Source organism: Flavobacterium arsenatis, from assembly GCF_031456785.1.
Lineage (GTDB): Bacteria > Bacteroidota > Bacteroidia > Flavobacteriales > Flavobacteriaceae > Flavobacterium > Flavobacterium arsenatis.
This window is the reverse complement of the sequence record NZ_JAVDVI010000001.1, coordinates 472,540-495,581: the sequence shown is the minus strand read 5'-3', so window position 1 is coordinate 495,581 and position 23,042 is coordinate 472,540. Positions and strand designations below refer to the sequence as shown.

The 23,042-nt window shown below is 36.2% G+C and carries 21 protein-coding genes and 1 tRNA gene; 20 read left to right on the top strand and 2 right to left on the bottom strand.

All coding sequences use genetic code 11. The features are described 5' to 3' along the window. The first annotated feature begins 94 nt into the window (after positions 1 to 94). From gldB to J2X31_RS02135, 3 genes are all read left to right on the top strand, one after another. Positions 95 to 1,057 (top strand): gliding motility lipoprotein GldB, encoded by a 963-nt coding sequence (gene gldB, locus J2X31_RS02145; RefSeq protein WP_310024022.1) that lies wholly within the window; start codon positions 95 to 97, stop codon positions 1,055 to 1,057. Further along, the gene (gene gldC, locus J2X31_RS02140) at positions 1,057 to 1,392 is read left to right on the top strand and encodes a gliding motility protein GldC (protein WP_310024021.1); all 336 of its coding nucleotides are present in this window, start codon (positions 1,057 to 1,059) and stop codon (positions 1,390 to 1,392) included. Before gldB ends, gldC begins: the two co-directional genes overlap by 1 nt. A gap of 67 nt (positions 1,393 to 1,459) precedes the next feature. Further along, positions 1,460 to 2,785 carry a tetratricopeptide repeat protein gene (locus J2X31_RS02135; RefSeq protein WP_310024020.1) on the top strand — a complete coding sequence of 442 codons (1,326 nt, stop codon included), beginning with the start codon at positions 1,460 to 1,462 and terminating at the stop codon, positions 2,783 to 2,785. 171 nt (positions 2,786 to 2,956) lie between these two features. Here J2X31_RS02135 and yihA read toward each other — a convergent pair whose 3' ends face one another. Further along, positions 2,957 to 3,574 (bottom strand): ribosome biogenesis GTP-binding protein YihA/YsxC, encoded by a 618-nt coding sequence (yihA, locus tag J2X31_RS02130; protein WP_310024018.1) that lies wholly within the window; start codon positions 3,572 to 3,574, stop codon positions 2,957 to 2,959. 96 nt (positions 3,575 to 3,670) lie between these two features. Further along, a complete protein-coding gene (locus tag J2X31_RS02125) occupies positions 3,671 to 4,435 on the bottom strand; it encodes an alpha/beta fold hydrolase (RefSeq protein ID WP_310024016.1) in 765 nt (254 codons plus the stop codon). 409 nt (positions 4,436 to 4,844) lie between these two features. Here J2X31_RS02125 and J2X31_RS02120 point away from each other — a divergent pair, with 409 nt between their 5' ends. The 17 genes from J2X31_RS02120 to J2X31_RS02040 all read left to right on the top strand — a co-directional run bounded on the left by J2X31_RS02120 (position 4,845) and on the right by J2X31_RS02040 (position 23,028). Next, a complete protein-coding gene (locus J2X31_RS02120; protein WP_310024015.1) occupies positions 4,845 to 5,318 on the top strand; it encodes a division/cell wall cluster transcriptional repressor MraZ in 474 nt (157 codons plus the stop codon). Then, positions 5,293 to 6,201, top strand: a complete 909-nt coding sequence (gene rsmH / locus J2X31_RS02115; protein ID WP_310024013.1) for a 16S rRNA (cytosine(1402)-N(4))-methyltransferase RsmH — start codon at positions 5,293 to 5,295, stop codon at positions 6,199 to 6,201. Before J2X31_RS02120 ends, rsmH begins: the two co-directional genes overlap by 26 nt. Before the next feature lie 51 nt (positions 6,202 to 6,252). After that, a complete protein-coding gene (locus tag J2X31_RS02110; RefSeq protein ID WP_310024012.1) occupies positions 6,253 to 6,600 on the top strand; it encodes an FtsL-like putative cell division protein in 348 nt (115 codons plus the stop codon). Further along, a complete protein-coding gene (locus J2X31_RS02105) occupies positions 6,591 to 8,594 on the top strand; it encodes a PASTA domain-containing penicillin-binding protein (protein ID WP_310024011.1) in 2,004 nt (667 codons plus the stop codon). The genes J2X31_RS02110 and J2X31_RS02105 overlap by 10 nt, the downstream gene beginning before the upstream one ends. Further along, positions 8,591 to 10,054 carry a UDP-N-acetylmuramoyl-L-alanyl-D-glutamate--2,6-diaminopimelate ligase gene (locus tag J2X31_RS02100; RefSeq protein ID WP_310024009.1) on the top strand — a complete coding sequence of 488 codons (1,464 nt, stop codon included), beginning with the start codon at positions 8,591 to 8,593 and terminating at the stop codon, positions 10,052 to 10,054. Before J2X31_RS02105 ends, J2X31_RS02100 begins: the two co-directional genes overlap by 4 nt. 71 nt (positions 10,055 to 10,125) lie before the next feature. Next, positions 10,126 to 11,355 carry a phospho-N-acetylmuramoyl-pentapeptide-transferase gene (mraY, locus tag J2X31_RS02095; RefSeq protein WP_310024008.1) on the top strand — a complete coding sequence of 410 codons (1,230 nt, stop codon included), beginning with the start codon at positions 10,126 to 10,128 and terminating at the stop codon, positions 11,353 to 11,355. Next, positions 11,355 to 12,689: a UDP-N-acetylmuramoyl-L-alanine--D-glutamate ligase gene (gene murD, locus J2X31_RS02090; protein ID WP_310024007.1), complete on the top strand. Its 1,335-nt coding sequence runs from the start codon at positions 11,355 to 11,357 to the stop codon at positions 12,687 to 12,689. The genes mraY and murD overlap by 1 nt, the downstream gene beginning before the upstream one ends. 42 nt (positions 12,690 to 12,731) lie before the next feature. Beyond that, positions 12,732 to 13,100, top strand: a complete 369-nt coding sequence (locus J2X31_RS02085) for a four helix bundle protein (RefSeq protein ID WP_310024005.1) — start codon at positions 12,732 to 12,734, stop codon at positions 13,098 to 13,100. Positions 13,101 to 13,138: 38 nt separating this feature from the next. Beyond that, positions 13,139 to 14,455 carry an FtsW/RodA/SpoVE family cell cycle protein gene (locus J2X31_RS02080; RefSeq protein WP_310024004.1) on the top strand — a complete coding sequence of 439 codons (1,317 nt, stop codon included), beginning with the start codon at positions 13,139 to 13,141 and terminating at the stop codon, positions 14,453 to 14,455. Between the two features lie 38 nt (positions 14,456 to 14,493). Beyond that, positions 14,494 to 15,588, top strand: coding sequence for an undecaprenyldiphospho-muramoylpentapeptide beta-N-acetylglucosaminyltransferase (gene murG / locus J2X31_RS02075; RefSeq protein ID WP_310024003.1), 1,095 nt, complete (start codon positions 14,494 to 14,496; stop codon positions 15,586 to 15,588). 77 nt (positions 15,589 to 15,665) lie between these two features. After that, a complete protein-coding gene (gene murC / locus J2X31_RS02070) occupies positions 15,666 to 17,039 on the top strand; it encodes a UDP-N-acetylmuramate--L-alanine ligase (protein ID WP_310024001.1) in 1,374 nt (457 codons plus the stop codon). Continuing rightward, positions 17,026 to 17,760, top strand: a complete 735-nt coding sequence (locus J2X31_RS02065; protein WP_310023998.1) for a cell division protein FtsQ/DivIB — start codon at positions 17,026 to 17,028, stop codon at positions 17,758 to 17,760. Before murC ends, J2X31_RS02065 begins: the two co-directional genes overlap by 14 nt. 7 nt (positions 17,761 to 17,767) lie before the next feature. Then, a complete protein-coding gene (ftsA, locus tag J2X31_RS02060) occupies positions 17,768 to 19,153 on the top strand; it encodes a cell division protein FtsA (RefSeq protein WP_310023996.1) in 1,386 nt (461 codons plus the stop codon). Positions 19,154 to 19,260: 107 nt separating this feature from the next. Then, entirely contained in the window at positions 19,261 to 21,264 is a 2,004-nt protein-coding gene (ftsZ, locus tag J2X31_RS02055) for a cell division protein FtsZ (RefSeq protein WP_310023995.1), read from the top strand. Positions 21,265 to 21,531: 267 nt separating this feature from the next. Then, entirely contained in the window at positions 21,532 to 21,981 is a 450-nt protein-coding gene (locus J2X31_RS02050; protein ID WP_310023993.1) for a GatB/YqeY domain-containing protein, read from the top strand. A gap of 77 nt (positions 21,982 to 22,058) precedes the next feature. Beyond that, positions 22,059 to 22,132, top strand: a tRNA-Arg gene (locus J2X31_RS02045). Between the two features lie 188 nt (positions 22,133 to 22,320). Further along, the gene (locus J2X31_RS02040) at positions 22,321 to 23,028 is read left to right on the top strand and encodes a DsbA family oxidoreductase (protein ID WP_310023991.1); all 708 of its coding nucleotides are present in this window, start codon (positions 22,321 to 22,323) and stop codon (positions 23,026 to 23,028) included. Positions 23,029 to 23,042: the final 14 nt, after the last annotated feature.

The window sequence follows — 23,042 nt, the reverse complement described above, 5'->3', positions numbered from 1 at the left end:
TGGTAAAATTATAAAAAGCAAAAATACTGAATGTTATACAATTTCAGTATTATTTTAAAATATTTCAGTACTTGAGAGTTGACACAAATAATATATGAAAAAAATAAGTCTAGTTAGTTTGTTGGTCTTTCTTTTGGTTTCTTGCGATAAGAAAACTAAAGTAGAGAAAGAAGTCGAAGAAATTCCACTTGAAATAAAAGTAGAACGTTTTGACAAGATTTTTTTTGAATCTCCAGTTGAAGAACTTCCAAAAATCAAGAAAGCATACCCTGAGTTTTTTCCAGAAGGTGTTGAAGACCAGGTTTGGATTGAAAAAATGACCAATCCGATGTGGAAAGAGCTTTATTCGGAAGTTCAAAAAGCCTTTGGCGATTTTGGTTCGGAAAAAGCTGATATTGAGGATGTGTTTCGTCATGCGAAATATTATTTTCCTGAAACTCAAACTCCAGAAGTAATTACTGTGATTGGAGAAATGGATTATAATAATAAGGTAATCTATACAGGCGATTTACTTTTGATTTCAATGGAATTGTATCTTGGTAAAGACCATGAATATTATCAGAGTGAATTCCCAGCTTATATTCGTCAGAATTTCGAGAAACAGCAGTTGATGCCGGATATTGTTTCGGCTTTTACAACCGGAAAAATTGCGGAACCAACAAACAAGAATCTTTTGTCGCAAATGATTTATGCTGGAAAAGAACTTTATATTAAGGATTTGTTGCTTCCAAAAGTTTCCGATGCTGATAAAATTGGCTATACTCCAGAACAAATTACGTGGTGCGAAGAAAATGAGGAATATATGTGGAGGTATTTCGTGGAAGGAAATCTTTTGTATGATTCAGATTCTAAGTTAGGAAACCGCTTCATCAACAAAGCACCCTTTTCAAAATTTTATCTTGAAATTGATAATGAATCTCCGGGAAGAATCGGAACTTGGGTTGGATGGCAAATCGTTCGCTCTTTTATCAAAAAGAACGATGTTAGTTTGGAGCAATTCCTGCAAATGGATGCTGTAGAAATTTTTAATAAGTCGAAATATAAACCAAAGAAATAATGGCCAATACAATTACTTCAGAAATAAAATTCCTAGTTGAACTAGACGAAAATAGGGTTCCCGAAAAATTAAGCTGGACAGCTCAAGACGGCGGTGTTGATGCTGAAGAGGCAAAAGCACTGATGTTGTCTATTTGGGACAGTAATGCCCAAGAAACATTAAGAATCGACTTGTGGACGAAGGACATGCCAGTTGATGAAATGAAAAAATTCTTTCATCAAACGCTTGTTGCCATGGCCGATACTTTTCACCGTGCAACCGATGATGAAAAAATGACTGATACGATGAAGGATTTCTGCGATTATTTTGCAGAAAAGATGGAGTTGAAGGGATAGAAAAGCAATAGGGATTAAACATGAATTGCACCAATTTCCACGTTATGGTTAATTTTAAAACGACACAATGAAACTATTCGGGTTCTTTAAAAATAAGGAAAATGACACGTTTGGGATAACGGAGCCTGACAGACTATGGGTTGAAGATAATTTTAGATGGTTAATCAAAGTTTTTGGTTACCCTTACCGAGAAAGTGAACAGATTCTACTTTCGGAAAACTACTTTGCAAAGACCTTTAAAGGTGACAGAGTTTTAATTGAAAATATAATTAAAGACCTGTGTTCACTTCTTCAAATTCAAGAAGACAAGATTGCTTTTGAAGTCGTTTCCGATATTAGAGATATTTATGGTATGCCTTATCAAATTGAAGGAAGGCTATTTGAAACAGAGTTAGAAATAGAAGAAGAAAAGTATAAAATCCATATTGCAAATAGTCTTCAAAAACACCCAAAAAGACTTATATACAGTTTAGTCTATGAATTTATAAGAATCAAACTTACCGAAAACAAACTTCAATATGACACAGGAGATGATACAGACTTGTTCATATACCTAGCAGGAATATATTTTGGCTTTGGTGTTTTACTTTCACAAAACCTAAAAGACACAGGAAGGGTTGATGATGGTTTTTGGGAAACCAAATGGAATTACATTTCTGAAATGCCAAATGAAATAATGGCATTTGCCCTTGCAACATATTCAAAACTAATCGAGCAAGACACACCAAAATGGAAAGATGATTTGCCAAGTGATTTGAAAAGCCAATTTGGGAAAGCGATAAAATACTTAAACGACAACCCAAGTGAACTTTATGACAAGCAAGAATTAGAAGCAAATGAACTCTTTAAAATTGCTTACGACCAATATCTAAAAAATGAATTTGAAGAAGCAATTGACAACTTGCAAAAAATACTTTTCCTGACAAATGATGATGTAATGAAAGCAGATGTATACAACAACTTAGGCTATTACAATATCAGGCTTAGGAATTATGAAGAATCAGTATCTTACTTCAAAAGTTCTATTAAAATAATCCCGGACTACGGTTATGCAAATGACAATTTAGGATATGCTTTAATTCAACTAGGCAAGTTGGAAGAAGGAAAGGAGTTTTTAGAAAAAGCATTGAAGACAGAAAACAACGACATTGCTTATACTTATAGAAATTACGCTCTTTACTATCAAGCTAAAGGAGAGCTAAACAAAGCCGAAGATTATTTTAAAAAGTCATTTGAATCTATAACTGAATCAGTTGACCTTTTAGAGTATCATTATTCGGACTTTTTAATAAAGAACGGTGAGACAGAAAAAGGACTTGAATTTTTAAATAAAGCAGTTGACAAAGGAGAACCCGAAGCAATTGAAAAACTGAATGAAATCAAGAAAAACTAACCATAACAGCACCTACCCAAAAGTGGCGGTTCAGTGGTTAAATCAAGCTTTGAGCTTCTATCAAAGTTTGTGCTTGGTTGACAGTGAAGTGCTTCGAAATCGCCACCTTCGGGTAGCTACGAAACGAATTAATTTGTGAAAATTGGTGCAATTCGTGTAAAAGTTATTTTGCTACAACAAGTTGTTCTTGAACATATCTTCGTTGATTTCTCCGATGTATCCTAAAAGCTCTTCTCTTCCAATTGCATCAAGAGCCGATGTAACAAAATACGGAGGCATTTCGGCCCAATTGTTAGCAAACATTTGCTTTTTGTATGCTGCAATGTGTGAATCAATTTTGGTCTTACTAATCTTGTCTGCTTTTGTAAAAACAATGCAAAAAGGAATTTCGCTTTCGCCCATATAGCTCATAAATTCAATATCGATATTCTGAGCTTCATGACGAATGTCAATCAATACAAAAGCACAAACCAATTGTTCTCTTGTTTCAAAATAATCAGTAATAAATTGCTGAAAAACGGACTTTGTTTTCTTTGAAACCTTTGCATATCCATAACCTGGTAAATCGACCAAAAACCAATTATTATTAATCTTAAAATGATTGATAAGCTGTGTTTTACCTGGTCTTCCAGAAGTTTTTGCCAAATTCTTATGGTTTGTCAGCATGTTAATCAGCGAAGATTTCCCAACGTTAGATCTCCCAATAAAAGCATATTCCGGAATTGGATCTTTTGGGCACTTTGCAACTTCAGAATTGCTGATTATAAATTCGGCAGTATTAATTTTCATTACTTCAATAGATTTTGGCAAAGTTAGTCAAAAAAAATGGCCACTACTTTTCTGAATCAAATTCAGTAAAATAGTGGTCGTTTATCTGTTTTGGATCTACAAATTGGCTTTTTTCAACCAGTCGTGCATCACTTCGTTAAATTCGTCCGGATGTTCCATCATGGCGGCGTGGCCACATTTGTCAATCCAATATAGGGAAGAATTTGGCAATAATTTATCAAATTCAACCGCAACTTCTGGTGGTGTTACTTTGTCGTTTTTACCCCAAATGATGCAAGTTGGAACATGCATTTTCGGTAAATCCTTTGCCATATTATGACGAATCGCACTTTTGGCAATGGTTAAGGTCTTGATCAGTTTTATTCTGTCATTGGCCATTGTATAAACCTCGTCAATGATTTCTTTGGTGGCAATTTTTGGGTCATAAAAAACATCTTCAGCTTTCTTTTGGATGTAGTCATAATCGCCTCTTCTTGGATAACTGTCGCCCATTGCATTTTCATATAGTCCTGAACTTCCTGTAATTATAAGTCCAAGCATTTTTTCAGGATACATTTTGGTGTGATACAGAGCGATGTGTCCTCCAAGTGAATTTCCTAAAAGAATTACTCTTTCAAAACCCTTATAGGTAATGAAATCTTTCACATACCGGGCGAAAGCCTTAACGTTGGTTTTCAGAATGCTTTGCGTATAAATTGGCAATTCTGGAATTACTACTTTATAACCGTGTTTCGGAAAATAATCGGCAACTCCGTCAAAATTGCTCAAGCCTCCCATTAACCCATGTAGGATGATGATTGGGGTACCTTCTCCGGCTTCGTAATATTTGTATTTTCCTTCTTTTTTTAAGTCGTGTTCCATTCTTGTTTTGGCATTTTTATCCCGAATCTTCGAGAACAACAAATATATGATTTTATAGACAAAAACCATTTTTTCCTCATTTTTTATTTATGATTTACAAAGATTTCAAAAGGACGTTTTTTGTAAATTTTTAACAATACAATTTTCAGGAGTTATAATATTTGATGTAATTGCTGTAAATCAATTTCTTGCAGATAAATTAAAATTCAATCGATTTCTTTCTTTTTGCTGATGATTCTTTTGAGTTTTTAAAATATCACTAAAGTATCTACAAGCATTTCTAATAATCTGAAATCGAACATTTAAGCTTTTTGAAGCCAAAGTGGTAAAACTTATCAACAAAGTGGGATAAAGTGGTAAAATGTGGTATTATTTTTTATATTTTTGTCCTTAAACAAATCAGAACGAGTTGAATTCAATAATCGGGACATACGAATGTAAAGTTGATGCTAAAGGAAGGCTGATGTTGCCATCGCCTTTAAAGAAGCAATTAACGGCGTCTTTGCAGGAAGGTTTCGTGCTAAAACGTTCAGTGTTTGATGCTTGTCTGGAGCTTTGGCCGATGTCTGAATGGAATTTGATGATGCTCAAAATCAATAAACTGAATCGCTTTAACAAGAAGAATAACGATTTCATCCGAAAGTTTATGGCGGGTGTAAAAGTGATTGAAATAGATGATCTGGGAAGATTATTGATTCCAAAAGACCTTGTGGCGTTCAGTAAGATTTCAAAAGATGTGGTGCTTTCATCAAAAGTGAACATCGTGGAGATTTGGGACAAGGATTTATATGAAAAATCAATTGGCGATGATGATGTTGATTTTGGAGATTTGGCAGAAGAAGTAATGGGGAATTTAAATGACGACGACAATGGAATATCATAATCCAGTTTTATTGAAGGAAACTGTTGATGGTTTGAATATCAAACCTGACGGGGTTTATGTGGATGTGACTTTCGGTGGTGGTGGTCATTCAAAAGAAATCTTGAGCAGATTGGGTCCAAACGGAAAATTATATGCTTTTGACCAAGATGAAGATGCTTTGGCGAATGCCTTGCCAGATGAGCGTTTTACATTGATCAATGAAAATTTCAGATTCATAAAAAGATTTTTACGTTTCCACGGAATTAAATCGGTTGATGGAATTCTTGCCGATTTAGGCGTTTCGTCTCATCAATTTGATGTGGCCGAAAGAGGTTTTTCTACTCGTTTTGATGCCGAATTAGATATGAGAATGAGCCAGAAAAATGATTTGAGTGCTTATAAGGTTGTGAATGAATATGATGAGGCAAATCTTCGTCGTGTGTTTTTGGATTATGGCGAATTGAAAAATGCTCCAGCAATTGCAAGAGTGATTTTGGAAGCAAGAGAAAAAGAGGAAATTAGGAATACCGAGCAATTGAAAACGGTTTTAAGTCGATTTCTTCCGGCTCATAAAAGTCATAAGATTCTAGCCCAAATGTATCAGGCCATCCGAATTGAAGTGAATCAAGAAATGGATGTTTTAAAAGAATTTTTGGAGCAATCATTAGAAATTTTAAATCCAGAAGGAAGATTGAGTGTGATTTCCTATCATTCTTTAGAGGATCGTTTGGTGAAAAGATTCATCAAAAACGGAATGTTTGAAGGTGAGCCGGAACGTGATTTCTTCGGAAATTTTTCAGTTCCATTCAAAACCATTGGAAAATTAATTGTTCCAGGAAACGAGGAAATCCGAATCAACAACAGAGCAAGAAGTGCAAAATTGAGGATTGCTGAAAAAATATAGTTTAAGCTTAAAAAACACTTGGCGTCTTAGCGTCTTTGTGGCAAAATAAAAATGAAAGGCGGAATTTACAACATATTAAAAGCCAGATTTCTTGTAAACGAAGATGCCAATAGGAATTGGAGGTTCATCGTTTTTGTGATTCTTCTAGCGATTGTTATGATTGCAAATACGAATCGATACGAAAGAAAGATTTTCAAAATCAAGGCTTTAGAAGAGGAAGTAAAAGAATTAAGGTCGGAATTTGTGGACAGACGTTCAGAGTTGATGGAGCTTAAACTCGAATCGACCATTGAGAAGAAGATGTTAGAAAAAGGAATCATCCCATCGTCGGTTCCACCGGTAAAAATAAAAGTAGTCAAAGAAGAAGAAAAAAGTTGGTATAAAAAATTATGGCAGTAGAAGATAAAAATATCTCTTATAGAATTTATCTGTTTGCATTTGCAATACTGCTGATGGCGTCTGCAATTGTCATAAAATTAACTAACATTCAATGGGTTGAAGGTGATTATTACAGAAAATTAGCCAAGGATCGCTCGGTTAAGAAATTTGTAATTCCAGCCAACAAGGGTAATATTTATTCTTCGGATGGAAGTTTGCTTGCCACATCGATACCTAATTATTATATAAGGTTTGATGCATTGGCGCCAACGTCTGAAAATTTTCAAAAAAACATAGAGCCTTTGGCAGATTCGCTTTCGGTTTTATTGGGCAAGCCAAAAAGTTTCTACGAAAGAGAATTAACACGTGCCAGAACCAATAAAAACAGGTATTACCTGATTGCTCGAAATTTGAGTTATACCGAATATGTAAAGATTAAAAGTTTTCCATTGTTCAATCTTGGAGTTTACAAAGGAGGAATTATCGTTGACCAACAAACGGTTCGGGAACATCCAATTGGAAAAATTGCCGAAAGAACAATTGGTTATGAAAGAGTTAATCCAGACGGAACTCCAGATGGAAAAGGAATAGAGTGGGCTTTTCGTAAATATCTAAATGGTAAAGACGGCAAAATTTTAAAGCAAAAAATAGCAAAAGGACAATGGAAGCCTATTCGCGATGTCAATGAAGTGGAGCCTCAAGATGGTTATGATGTGATTTCAACAATCGATGTTTACATTCAGGATATTGCACATCATGCCTTGTTGAAACAGTTGGAGCTGTATGAAGCAGAACACGGTTGTGTGGTAGTAATGGAAACCAAAACGGGTCATGTGAAAGCCATTTCAAACCTCGGAAGAGCAAAAGATGGGTCCTATTATGAAACAACAAATTATGCCATTGCAGAATCGCATGAGCCAGGTTCTACTTACAAATTAGCCGATTTGATGGCTTTGCTAGAAGATAAAAAAGCCGATACGAGTGATGTTTATAATTCGTTTGGTGGAATTGTAACCTATTCGGGAAAGAAAGTTCGCGATTCTAAAGAAGGTGGTTACGGAAAGATTTCGCTTGCAAGAGGTTTTGAGGTTTCTTCAAACACTGTTATGGTTCAGGCGGTTTATAATGCTTATAAAGACAATCCGACTCAATTTGTGAATCATTTACACAATTATGGTTTGAACAAGCCGTTGGGATTGCCTTTTAAAGGGGAAGGTATTCCTTATATTCCGCATCCAAAAGACCCAAAATGGAGTGCTATTGCTTTGCCTTGGATGGCATTTGGATATGGAGTTTCTATCACCCCTTTGCAAACCTTGACCTATTATAATGCAGTTGCAAATAATGGAGAAATGGTAAAACCACAGTTTGTTTCAGAGATTAAAGCATGGAATAAAACCATCAAGAAATATGATAAAGAAGTAATCAACCCAAAAATATGTTCGGATGAAACTTTAGCAAAAGTAAAAGCAGTGTTGGAAAATGCAGTGAAAAAAGGAACTGGGGCAAAATTGTATTCAAAAGATTTTTCGATGGCTGGAAAAACAGGAACAGCTCAAGCCAATTACGGAAAAAATGGCGGTTCAGAGAAACATTATATTTCATCATTCGTAGGTTATTTTCCTGCAGATGAACCAAAATATTCTTGCATTGTCGTGGTTCATGAACCCAATACAGCAAAAAACAATTATTACGGAGCCGATGTTGCTGGACCGGTTTTTAAAAGAGTTGCCCAAAAGATTTTTACGGATTCGCCAACAACTAACGAAGTGAAAAATCTTCAAAAGAAAGATAAGATTCAGGAAAAAAACTACAGTACTTATTACGCGAAAGCAGAAACAAAAACTAGTTTGGTTCCGAATGTTCACGGAATGTCAGGAATGGATGCTGTAGCGTTGTTAGGAAATCTTGGATTGAAAGTAAAAGTAATCGGAATTGGGAAAGTGAAAAAACAATCCCTTTCCGCAGGAGAAAGATTAGAAAAAAATAAAACTATAACACTCGAATTATCGTGATTGTTTTAAAAGACATATTATATAAAGTAGCAATTGAGTCGGTTCACGGAACGACCGAAACCGCTGTGAACAAAATCGAATTCGATTCACGAAAAGTGGAAGAGAATGATGTTTTTGTTGCCATTCGCGGAACCGTTTCTGATGGACACGATTTCATTGAAAAAGCTATAAACCTTGGTGCAATCGCCATTGTTTGTGACACTTTGCCAGAAATAATTGTTACAGGAATTACCTATATCCAAGTAAAAGATACCAATTCGGCTTTGGCTTTTATGGCTTCGAATTACTATGAAAATCCTTCGAGAAACCTGAAGCTGATTGGAATTACGGGAACAAATGGTAAAACCACGATTGCTTCACTTTTATATCAGTTATTCAAAAAAGCAGGTTACAAAGTGGGTTTGCTTTCAACCGTGAAAATTTTGGTGGATGATATCGAATATAAAGCAACTCACACCACTCCAGATTCGTTGACCATCAATAAATACTTGAAGGAAATGAATGAATCTGGTGTTGAATATTGCTTCATGGAAGTAAGCTCTCACGGAATTCATCAAAAAAGAACTGAAGGTTTGCATTTTGAAGGAGGCGTTTTTACGAATCTTTCGCACGACCATTTGGATTATCATCCGACGTTTGCAGAATATAGAGATGTGAAGAAATCGTTCTTTGATAATTTACCAAAAACAGCCTTTGCTTTATCCAATATTGATGATAAAAACGGTACGGTAATGTTGCAGAATACAACTGCAAGAAAATTGACGTATGCTCTAAAAACGTATTCGGATTATAAAGCTCAAATTCTTGAAAATCAACTTTCAGGTTTGTTGTTGAGAATTAACGATAACGAGGTTTGGGTACGATTGATTGGAACTTTCAATGCCTATAATTTACTGGCGATTTATGGAACTGCCGTTGAATTAGGTTTGGACAAGTTAGAAGTTCTGAGATTATTATCAGAATTAGAAAGTGTTTCGGGAAGATTTCAATTCATCATTTCAAATGAAAAAATCACGGCGATTGTGGATTATGCACATACACCTGATGCTTTGGAAAACGTATTGAAAACCATCAATGATATACGTACAAAGAACGAGCAACTAATCACAATTGTAGGATGTGGTGGCGATAGGGATAGAACAAAAAGACCAATTATGGCAAATATAGCTTCATCGATGAGCGACAAAGCCATCATCACTTCTGATAATCCTAGAACGGAAGACCCAGAAGCCATCATTGCCGAAATGGAAAAAGGAGTGGAACCACAGAATTTTAAAAAAACAATTTCGATTACCGATAGAAAACAGGCGATTAAAACTGCTTGTCAATTGGCTCAGCCAAATGATATTATTCTAATTGCAGGAAAAGGTCACGAAACCTATCAGGAAATCCAAGGCGTTCGATATGATTTTGATGATATGAAAATTGTTAAGGAATTTTTAGAAACAATGGGAAAATAATAATTTTTGATTTCGATTTTAATTCTTTTCAGAAATCTAAAATCTAAAATCTAAAATCTAAAATTAAAGAAATGCTGTATTATTTATTCGAATACCTAGACAAGACACTCGATGTTCCAGGAACGGGAGTTTTTCAATATATCACTTTTAGATCAGCTTTGGCAATATTGCTATCGTTGCTTATTTCTACCGTTTTTGGTAAAAAAATTATCAATTTCTTGAGAAGACAACAGGTTGGTGAAACCGTGAGAGAACTTGGTTTGGCAGGTCAAAACGAAAAAGCAGGAACGCCAACAATGGGTGGTTTGATAATTATCATGGCCACATTGATTCCGGTTGTCTTGCTAACCCGACTGGATAATATTTACATTGTTTTGCTTATCGTTACCACTTTATGGATGGGAACTATTGGTTTCATAGATGACTATATTAAAATCTTCAAAAAGGATAAAGAAGGTCTAAAAGGAAAGTTCAAGGTTATAGGGCAAGTTGGTTTAGGATTGATAGTTGGACTTGTTTTGTATTTCAATCCAGGTGTTACAGTTAGACAGGATACAGGCGGAAGTTTTACCTATAAAGCACAAACTGAAAATGTGATCTCGCAAACGCCAATTGAAGAAAAATCAACGGTTACGACAATTCCGTTCTTTAAAAATAATGAATTTGATTATGCCGAATTATTGGCTTGGACAGGAGACGATTACCATAACTTGGCTTGGCTAATTTTCATACCGATTGTGATTTTTATCATCACAGCAGTATCAAATGGAGCCAATTTAACTGATGGAATAGATGGACTTGCAGCAGGAACTTCGGCGATTTCGGTCTTGGCACTTGGGATTTTTACCTTCGTTTCGGGTAATATCGTTTTTTCGAATTATCTGAACATAATGTACATCCCCAATTCGGGAGAGATGACGGTTTTTATTGCCGCTTTCGTTGGAGCTTTGGTGGGATTCCTTTGGTATAATTCCTATCCGGCCGCTGTTTTTATGGGAGATACAGGAAGCTTGACCATTGGTGGAATCATTGCAGTCTTGGCAATTGCCGTTAGGAAAGAAATGTTACTGCCGGTTTTATGTGCGATTTTCTTTGCCGAAAATCTATCGGTAATCCTTCAGGTAAGTTATTTTAAATATACGAAGAAACGCTTTGGCGAAGGCAAGAGGATTTTCTTAATGTCGCCATTACACCATCATTATCAGAAAAAAGGATACCACGAAAGTAAGATTGTAACCCGATTCTGGATTGTTGGAATTTTATTGGCCATTTTATCAATTGTCACTCTGAAACTGAGATAATGAAAAGACTCGTGATACTTGGCGGTGGAGAAAGTGGCGTTGGAACGGCAATTCTCGGAAAGAAAAAAGGATATGATGTTTTTGTATCCGATTTTGGAAAGATAAAAGAAAATTATAAAGAAGTTCTTACGATTAATAAAATTGCTTGGGAAGAAGAGCAACATACAGAAAAGCTGATTCTGAATGCCGATTTGGTAATGAAAAGCCCAGGAATTCCAGATAAAGCATCAATAGTAAAAAAGCTCCTTGAAAAGAAAATCCCAGTGATTTCTGAAATTGAATTTGCAGCTTCGTGGACGGATGCAACCCTAATCGGAATAACGGGAAGCAACGGAAAAACGACCACAACAATGCTGACTTATCATTTGCTGAAATCAGGAGGATTGAATGTAGGATTAGGTGGAAACATAGGAAAGAGTTTTGCTTGGCAGGTTGCCGAAGATAAGTTTGAAGCCTACGTTCTGGAATTGAGTAGTTTTCAATTGGATGGAAATTACACGTTCAACCCACATATTGCAGTAATTACAAATATAAGTCCCGACCATTTGGATAGATATGAATACAAATATGAAAACTATATCAATTCGAAGTTCAGGATTACGATGAATCAGACAAAGGAAGATTTTCTGATCTATGACGATGATGACGAAGCCATTTCAGGATGGTTTCAAAACAACAAAACAAAAGCACAAAAAATACCTTTCTCAATTTCAAGAGAACTTGAAAAAGGAGCCTCAATAAAAGACAAGACAATGAAAATAAACATCAAAGACGAAGAATTTACAATGGACACCACACATCTGGCACTCGAAGGGAAGCACAATATGAAAAATGCAATGGCGGCTGCTTCTGTAGCTCAATTGATGAAAATCAGAAAGCAGACCATCAGAGAAAGCCTGTCGAATTTTCAAGGTGTGGAGCATCGTTTGGAAAAGGTATTGAAAATCCAGAATGTACAATACATCAACGATTCTAAAGCTACGAATGTGAATGCTACATTTTTTGCCTTGGATAGTATGACCGTTCCAACGGTTTGGATTGTAGGTGGTGTTGATAAAGGAAATGATTATTCAGAATTGATGTCTTTGGTGCGTGAAAAAGTAAAGGCGATTGTGTGTCTTGGTGTTGATAATAAAAAAATAATTGATGCTTTCGGAAATGTTGTCGATGTGATGGTGGAAGTTTCGAATATGTCAGATGCAGTGAGAACTTCACAAAGGTTGGCGGAAAAAGGAGATGCCGTTTTATTATCTCCAGCTTGTGCAAGTTTTGATTTGTTCGAAAATTACGAGGATAGAGGGAAACAATTCAAACAGGCAGTTCAGAATTTATAATTGTAGATTTTAGAGTTCAGATTTTAGATTTAAGAAAGGATTATGACAACGGAAGAATTAAAATTAAGAACAAAGAAATTTTCAATTGAAATAATAGACTTAGTTGAAAAACTACCAAACTCAAATACAATAAGAGTAATTGGAAATCAAATTGTAAGAAGCGGAACATCTGTAGGTGCTAATTACAGAGCAGTTTGTAGAGCTAGAAGTGATAGGGAATTTGTTTCCAAAATGAATATTGTTTTAGAAGAAGCTGATGAAACTTTATTTTGGTTAGAGATTATAAGAGAAAAAAAATGGGTGCTCGAAGATGAATTAGAAAAAGTTTGGAAAGAAGGAAATGAGTTAACAGCAATTTTTGTAAGCTCTCTAAAAACAGTAAATAATCGAATTAATAACAAGCAATCCTAAGCAATCTAAAATCTGAACTCTAAAATCTAAAATTAAAAATGAAAGGATTAATAAACAGTTTAAGAGGAGACAAAGGCATTTGGTCATTCGTGGCCTTATTGGCCCTGTTTTCCTTTATGCCTGTTTTTAGTGCAAGTAGTAATTTAGCCTATATGGGCGGAAAAGGTACCGGAAATACCATTGGCTATTTAGTGAAACACGGAATCAGTATCTTGACAGGATTTGTAATCATCTATCAGATGCACAAAATTCCCTACCATTATTTTAGGGGAATTTCCCGAATTGCATTGCCAGTTGTTTGGCTATTGTTGGCTTACACATTATTGAAAGGAACCGTTATTGATGGAGCAAATGCAAGTCGATGGATTCAAGTGCCTTTCGTTGGGATTACATTTCAAACCTCCACATTGGCATCTATTGTATTGATGATTTTTGTGGCGAGATACCTATCTAAAACAAGAGAAACTCCGGTAACATTCCAAAACTCATTGTGGGAACTTTGGACACCAGTAGGAGTGACGTTAATGTTTATACTTCCAGCAAATTTCTCAACCGCAGCCTTGATTTTTGCGATGGTTTTGCTGTTGGTTTTTATTGGAAAATATCCATTGAAATATATTGGGTTTGTAGTTGGAATAGGAATTCTTTCACTTGCCTTTTTTGTTTTAGTAGCTAAAGCTTTTCCAGATGCTTTCAATAATCGGGTTGATACTTGGGAGAAAAGGGTGGAAAATTTTTTTAGTGATAAGCCGGGTGAAGACGACTATCAAATTGAAAAAGCAAAAATTGCAATAGCATCCGGTCAAATATATGGTTTGGGTCCAGGCAAAAGTGTTCAGAAAAATTTTCTGCCCCAATCTTCTTCCGATTTTATTTTCGCCATTATTGTCGAAGAATACGGATTGATTGGTGGTTTGGGTGTTTTGACATTGTATTTATTATTGTTCTTCAGATTCATAGTTGCCGCTCATAAGTCGAATTCGATTTTTGGAAAATTATTGGTTGTAGGATTAGGATTCCCGATCATCTTTCAAGCATTGATTAATATGGGAGTTGCTGTGGAATTATTACCTGTTACGGGACAGCCCTTACCGTTGATAAGTAGTGGAGGTAGTTCGGTTTGGATGACTTGTATCGCCATCGGAATCATTTTGAGCGTGACCAAGAAGGAAGAAGAAATTGCAGCAGAATTGGACGAAAAACAAAAACGAGAAGAAGCCTTGAAACGCTTAATCGACAAACAATTGGAAGAAGAGGAAATGGCTGAAAATACAATTCTTTCGGAAGATGAAAACGATGAAAAAGAATATTCGATTACGGATAATCCGATGAATGCAGTTCTAAATAAAAAATAAAACTTAGATTCTTAGTGCCTTTTTGGCAAAAAAATAAAATGGCAAATTTAAAATTCATATTAAGTGGTGGCGGAACAGGTGGACATATCTACCCAGCAATCGCTATTGCAAATGAATTAAAATCACGCTTTCCAGATTGCGAAATCCTCTTTGTAGGTGCAAGGGACAAGATGGAAATGCAAAAAGTACCGCAAGCCGGATATAAAATTAAAGGTTTGTGGATTGCCGGAATTCAACGAAGATTCACTTTTGATAATTCACTTTTCCCAGTAAAATTATTGGATAGTTTGTTAAAGTCAAGAACAATTATAATCGATTTTAAACCAAATGTTGTGATAGGAACTGGAGGTTTTGCAAGTGGTCCATTATTGAGGGTTGCAGGTTTTGCGGGAATTCCAACCGTTATCCAAGAACAGAATTCTTATCCTGGAATTACAAACAAATGGTTGAGCAGAAAAGCCAGCAAGATTTGTGTTGCTTATGAAAATTTGGAACAATTTTTTCCAAAAAATAAAATAGTTCTCACAGGAAATCCAGTTCGTCAGGATTTGATTGACATCAAGAATAAAAGAAAAGAAGCCCAGGAATATTTCGGTCTAGCCGAAGATAAAAAAGTGGTTTTGGTACTTGGCGGAAGTTTAGGCGCGAGAAGAGTAAATCAGCTTATTGCAAAAGAATTGGTGAATTTCACTTCGCAAAATGTTCAAGTGATTTGGCAATGCGGAAAATTATATTTCGACGAATACCAACGCTTCAATGAAAATGAAAACGTTCAGGTTTTGTCGTTTATAGATAGAATGGATTTGGTGTATGCTGCTGCAGATATCGTGATTTCAAGAGCTGGAGCTTCTTCAGTTTCGGAATTATGCATCGTTGGAAAACCGGTTATTTTTATTCCGTCTCCAAATGTCGCAGAAGACCATCAGACGAAGAATGCCAATGCAATTGTTGAAAAAAATGGAGCTTTGATGGTGAAGGAAGTGGAGTTGGATACAAAATTCACCACCACTTTCAATAATTTGTTGAATGATGAGAATTTGCAAAAAAGCTTATCCGAAAACATCGAAAAACTAGCAAAAGTGAATGCCACAAAAGATATCGTAGACGAAATAGTAAAATTGATAAAAAAATAATAACAATATCAATGACAATATCAAAAATCAAGGTTAGAATTGAAATTTGAAATTGAAATTGAATTTTGCCATTGAAAATGAATTTAAATCAGATACATAACGTTTATTTCATCGGAATCGGAGGAATCGGAATGAGTGCTCTTGCTCGTTATTTCAAGACCTTGGGGAAAAATGTATCGGGTTATGACAAAACACCAACGACATTAACAGATGAGTTAATAGAAAGCGGAATTGATATTCATTTTGAAGACAGCATCAATTTGATTCCGAAGGATTATTACATCGAAAATACACTTGTGGTAATCACACCAGCGGTTCCAAAAACACATTCGGAGTGGAACTATTTCTTGGAAAGAGATTTTAAAATCAAGAAAAGAGCTGAAGTTTTAGGGATCATAACTAAAGATACGTTCTGTTTTGCAGTTGCTGGAACTCACGGAAAAACAACAACTTCTAGCATTTTAGGTCATATTTTGTATGAAAGTGGAGCTGATGTAACGTCGTTCCTTGGCGGAATTGTAGAAAATTATAATTCTAATTTGATAGGAAACGGAAAAACCGTAACCGTTGTCGAGGCAGACGAATTCGACCGTTCATTTTTGCATCTGCATCCAAATATCGCCTGCATCACGTCAATGGATGCTGACCATTTGGATATTTATGGCGACAGTGCTTCAATTGAGGCTTCGTTCGTTGAATTTGCAGATAAAATTGAAGACAAATCGAAATTGTTTATTGCAAAAGATTTGCCTTTAGAAGGAGTTATTGTAAGTACAGACAACTCTGTCAGGGTTTCAAACCCTGACAGAGTTCAATTTACAGCAGTGAATATACGAATTGAAAACAGCCAATATGTTTTTGATGTAGAAACGCCATCGGAAACAATACAAAATATAAAATTCGGATTACCAGGAAAGCACAATCTGACGAATGCCTTGATGGCTTTGGCTATGGCCAAAACCTACGGAACTTCAAACGAAGCGATTATTTCAGCTTTAGCTTCTTTTAAAGGAATCAAAAGGAGATTTTCCTATCAAATCAAAACGGATAATTTGGTGTATATCGACGATTATGCCCACCATCCAACCGAAATAAATGCCGTACATCAGGCGGTTTCTGAATTGTATTCAAATGAAAAAGTGCTGGCGATTTTTCAACCGCATTTGTTCAGTAGAACGCGAGATTTTATAGATGATTTTGCAAAAAGTCTTTCGGCTTTTGATGAAGTAATCCTGTTGGATATTTATCCAGCTCGTGAACTTCCAATTGAAGATGTAAATTCAGCTTGGCTTTTAGGAAAAATGACAAATGCAAACAAGAAATTAGTTTTAAAAGAAAATTTAATTTCAACGATTTTAAAGAGTGACGCAAAGGTTATCGTAACCATTGGTGCAGGAGATATTGGTGAGTTGGTAAAACCGATTAAAGAAGCATTGAATGAAAAAGCTTAATTGGAGAAATATTTGGACAAATGTACGGTTACTGCTAATGTTTGCAGTGATTGTGTTCTTGTATTCCTTTACTTCTAAACGAAACGAAGATCGAAAAATCAAGAAACCTGTAGTCGAATTTCTCGATGAAGGAAGTCTTTTTTTGACGCACGAATCGGTTAATAAATTGTTAATAGAAAATAATGGAGACCGACAAACTATTGGGAAAGTTAATTTAGATTTGAATAAACTGGAAAAATCCATCAATGAACACAATATGGTTGAGAAATCAGAAGTATTTGTGAGTATCGATGGTGTCCTAAAAGCAGTCGTAAAACAGAAAACCCCAATCGCGAGAGTGTTTGATGAAAATGGATCTTTTTACATTGATTTAGAGGGGGATAGGATGCCCTTGTCTGAAGTGAATACAGCAAGAGTTCCATTGGTTTCTGGTGAAATTGAAGAAGCGAATAGTAAGGATTTACACGAATTGCTGAAGGTTATTTACAACGACGATTTTTTGAAAAAAAACATCATCGGTATTCAAGTTTTGCACGGAGGTAGCGTTAAAATGGCGAACCGAAATTTTAATTATGTCATCGATTTTGGAAAAACAAAAAACATAGAGAAGAAATTCAACAACTATAAGGCGTTTTTTCAAAAGGCAGTTCAAGATAGTTCGATTAGTAAATACAAGGAAATAAATCTGAAGTTTACGCAACAGGTAGTGTGCACAAAATAAAATGGTTATGGAAAAAGAAAATATTGCTGTTGGTTTAGACATTGGGACAACAAAGATTGTTGCAATGATTGGCAAGAAAAATGAATATGGAAAATTAGAGATTTTGGGCGTTGGAAAATCCAAAAGTCTTGGTGTGGCGAGAGGTGTTGTAAATAACATTACGCAAACCATCCAGTCGATCCAACAAGCGATTGCAGAAGCGGAAGCGAATTCAGGTTACAGGATTAAAGATGTTGTGGTGGGAATTGCAGGACAGCACATCCGAAGCATTCAACACAGCGATTACATCAGCAGAAATAATCCTGAAGAAGTAATTGGAGATAAGGATATTGATTTGTTAATCAATCAAGTACATAAATTGGCAATGCTTCCGGGTGAAGAAATCATCCACGTTTTGCCACAGGAATTTAAAATCGACGGACAATCGGAGATCAAGGAACCAATCGGAATGTATGGCGGAAGATTGGAATCTAGCTTTCACGTTGTGGTAGGTCAGGCTTCTTCTATCAGAAATGTGGGAAGATGCATCCAAAGTTCAGGAATTGAATTGTCTGGATTGACGTTGGAACCTTTGGCTTCGGCCGATGCCGTTTTAAGTCAGGAAGAAAAAGAAGCGGGTGTTGCCTTGATTGATATCGGTGGAGGAACAACAGATTTGGCCATTTTCAAAGACGGAATCATTCGCCATACGGCAGTAATTCCTTTCGGTGGAAATGTGATTACAGAAGATATAAAAGAAGGATGTTCAATCATCGAAAAACAAGCCGAATTATTAAAAGTGAAATTTGGATCGGCTTGGCCAGGAGAAAATAAAGACAACGAGATTGTTTCAATTCCAGGTTTGAGAGGAAGAGAACCAAAAGAAATTTCGTTGAAAAACTTGTCGAAAATCATTCACGCACGTGTGGTTGAAATCATCGAGCAGGTTTTTGCCGAAATAAAAGCATATGGTCACGAAGACCCAAGAAAAAAATTGATTGCAGGAATTGTTTTGACTGGTGGTGGAGCTCAATTGCAACACATCAAGCAATTAGTAGAATACATCACAGGAATGGACACCAGAATTGGATATCCAAACGAACATTTAGCGGGTAATTCAAGCGAGGAAATTTCTAGTCCGTTATATGCTACAGCAGTTGGATTGGTTATGAATTCTATCCAAAACAATACAAAAAGTGCCGTTGCTATTGAGGTTGAAAAAGAAGTTAAAGTGGTTTACAGACAGCCGGAACCTCAAGTGCAAACACAATATGAAGAAGAAGTGCAAGTGCAGGAACAAGAACGTCCAGCAGCAAAAGCAAAAGAGCCTGAATCTACAGAAACTAAAATCAGAAAATCATTTTTTGATAAATATGTAGACAAGATCAGGGACTTTCTGGACAATGCAGAATAATGATTTTAGATTTAAAACTTAAAATCATTTTAAAATTAGATTAAAAGAAAAAGAACAAAAATTAGCTATAAAAAAGAAAAAGAACTAAAAATTAAATACCAAATAATATGACAAGCAACTCAGATTTTGGAAGTATTTCATTTGATTTACCTAAGAACCAATCAAATGTTATTAAAGTAATCGGTGTTGGTGGTGGCGGAAGTAATGCCATCAACCACATGTTCCAGCAAGGCATCAAAGGAGTAGATTTCATCGTTTGTAATACTGATTCTCAGGCATTGCAAAACAGTTCTGTTCCTAATAAAATTCAGTTAGGTGTAAACCTTACCGAAGGTCTTGGAGCTGGAGCAAACCCGGAAGTTGGACAACAATCAGCAATCGAAAGCATTGCCGATATCGAGAAGATGCTAGACAGCAACACCAAAATGGTTTTCATTACCGCAGGAATGGGTGGTGGAACTGGAACTGGTGCTGCTCCGGTAATTGCTCAATTGGCAAAAGAAAGAGACATCCTAACGGTTGGTATCGTGACCATTCCTTTTCAATTTGAAGGGAAAGTGCGTCAGGATCAGGCACTTTTAGGCGTTGAGAGATTAAGAAAACAAGTAGATTCGCTTATCGTTATCAACAATAACAAATTAAGAGAAGTTTACGGAAATCTTGGTTTCAAAGCTGGTTTCTCCAAGGCCGACGAAGTTTTGGCAACTGCATCTCGCGGTATTGCCGAAGTAATCACGCACCACTATACGCAAAACATCGATTTAAAAGATGCTAAAACCGTATTGTCAAACAGCGGAACTGCCATCATGGGTTCTGCAATTTCAAGTGGCGAAAACAGAGCGAAAGAAGCGATTATTTCTGCTCTAGACTCCCCATTATTGAACGACAACAAAATCACAGGAGCCAAAAACGTATTGTTGCTTATCGTTTCTGGAACCAATGAAATCACGATCGACGAAATCGGAGAAATCAACGACCATATTCAGGTTGAGGCAGGTCACAATGCCAATATCATTATGGGAGTTGGTGAAGATGAGTCTTTGGGAGATTCAGTTGCCGTTACCATTATTGCTACAGGTTTCAATGTCGAACAACAAAATGAAATAGTAAATACAGAGCCAAAAAAGATTATCCATTCTTTGGAAGATGAGCAAAAATTGACACACAATTTGTCTCAAAAAGTGATTGAGTCATTCGACTTTTCAGCCCCAATTCCATCAGCAAAGAATGAGGATAAAATCGTTCACGATTTGATGGAAGACGAACCAACTTTCGAACAGCCTCTAATTGTAGAAGCTGTAAAAGAACAACCGCTTTTCGATATGCCTCTATTTACAGAGCCAGTTGCTAAAGAAGAGCCAGCTTTTGAATACAATTTGGTTCCAACAACCGAGTTCATCAAGAATTTGGATGTGACGTTTGAAATCGTTTCGCCATCGGCTTCAAAGCCAATTTCTTCAGATGATTTCTATTTCACTTCACCAGAAGTTAAGGAAATCGAAGTTCGTGAGCCAGAATTCGTAGTGCGTGAGGAAGAGCAAATCACATTTTCGTTCGATTTGCCAATCAGCAAGGTTGAAAAACCAAACGAAGACAGAATGCTTTTTGAATTGACAAATGAAACACGTGAAATCAAGGTAAACCAACCCGTTCAAGTAGTTCCAATGACCGAGTTGAACGAAAATGGCGTAATCCGTTATTCGCTAGAAGAATATATGGAAGTCGAAAACAGCCTTTTGGAGTCAAAACCAGTTGCAAAAGTAGCCGAGCCAGAAAGCGAAGAGCTGAAAATCACGATGAAAGTGAACGAGCCTTCTAATTTTGGAAACAACTACGAAGCCATCTCGCCAACCGAAATGTCTCTCGAAGAGGCATCAAGATTAAGAGCCGACGAAAGAAGAAGAAAGCTGAAAGAATTCAACTATAAATTCCACAACAATCCGTCAAGAGTAGATGAATATGAAAAAGAGCCAGCCTACAAGCGTCTCGGAATCGATATTTCAAGCACTCCTGCAAACAATAATAAATCCCGAACCTCATTGGGGACTGATAGTAACGACGACATTCAGTTGCGTTCCAATAATTCATTCCTTCACGACAACGTGGATTAATTAACTCAAACCAAACTCCAATAGCCCGAAAAATCCCTGTGATTTTCGGGTTATTTTTTTTATCTTCGCATCCGGTTTGTGTAGAATAATTAGGAGCGAAAGGTTAGGGCATTTGTTTAATCCATTTTCCTGCTGGAGCCACTCGCTTTAAAACTGTTAGTCACAGTTTTAAGAGCTCAAACAATGGCACCATCAGGGCTAGAGGGCAAATCATAAACTGCGAAGCGACAATCTAAAATCTAAAATCAACAATCTAAAATAAAAAGAATGAGTCTTTCAGAAAGAATAATGGACGAAATTAAAAATGCAATGCGAGCCAAAGACACCGTTGCATTAGAATCTTTAAGATCTATAAAATCCGAATTGCTTTTAGCACAAACGGCATCAGGTTCAAAAGAGGAAATCACTGAAGACGAAGAAATAAAAATCCTGCAGCGTCTAGTAAAAACAAGAAAAGAAAGTGCAAGAATCTTTACAGAGCAAAACCGTATGGATTTGGCAGAACCAGAGTTAGCACAAGTTGCAGTAATCGAAAAATTCCTTCCACAACAACTCTCTGAAGCAGAAGTAGAAGCGGTTATCGCAAAAATCATTGCCGAAACCGGAGCTTCTGGAATTGCATCAATGGGAAAAGTAATGGGACTTGCTTCAGCACAATTAGGCGGAACAGCAGAAGGTAAAACCATTTCAACAATCGTAAAAAAATTATTGACATAGGAAATTTTAGATTTTAGAGTTCAGATTTTAGATTTGTTTACAATCTTAAATCTGAACTCTAAAATCTGAAATAAAATGGCTGCGTAGTTCAACTGGATAGAATATCAGATTTCGGCTCTGAGGGTTGGGGGTTCGAATCCCTTCGCGGTCACAAGTTTAAATGCAGGTAGTTTCAAAAGCCTATAAGTCTAAGGATTTATAGGCTTTTTTGTTTTGGAAGGATACTTTTGATATTTTTTTTTCTAGAAAAAATTATTAACACGATATAAATAATCTTCACTATAGCAAAATTCAAACTGTGGTCTTTTTTCATAACTTCGTATTATTAAAACAAACCAAATGAAAGTAGAAATATGGAGCGACATCATATGTCCTTTCTGCTACATCGGAAAAAGGAACATTGAAACAGTATTATCGCAATTCCCCGAAGCAAAAAGCATTGAAATAGAATGGAAGAGCTTTCAACTCGACCCAACCTTTCCACAAATAGCCACCGATAATCACGAAGAATACCTCGCCAAACGAAAAGGATTTCCTGTTGAGCAGGTAAAAGTTATGTTGCAGAATGTTACCAACACCGCCAAGCAAGCAGGACTAGATTTTCATCTGGAGCAATCGGTTATCGTGAACTCCTACAATGCACATCGATTGATACAGTTTGCCAAAACAAAAGGACTTGGAGACGAAGCTGAAGAAAGATTCTTTAAGGCCTATTTCACCGAAGGAAAAGATATGGCAAACCTTGAAATCCTTACGGCATTAGGAAAGGAAATCGGTCTTGATGAAGAGGAACTGCAAGTGGCTTTTACTGATAATCAATATGCCGAAAAGGTAAATCAAGACATCGACGAAGCAAGGGCAATTGGAGTAACAGGCGTTCCATTTTTTGTGTTCGATAGAAAATATGCTATTTCTGGAGCACAACCACCACAAGCTTTCCTCCAAGCGTTAGAAAAATCATTTGGAGAATGGCAACAGCAAAATCCAAAAGCAAAGCTGGAGGTCTCAAATGGCGAGTCTTGTGATGTTGACGGAAATTGTGAGTAAAAAAAACTCAATAG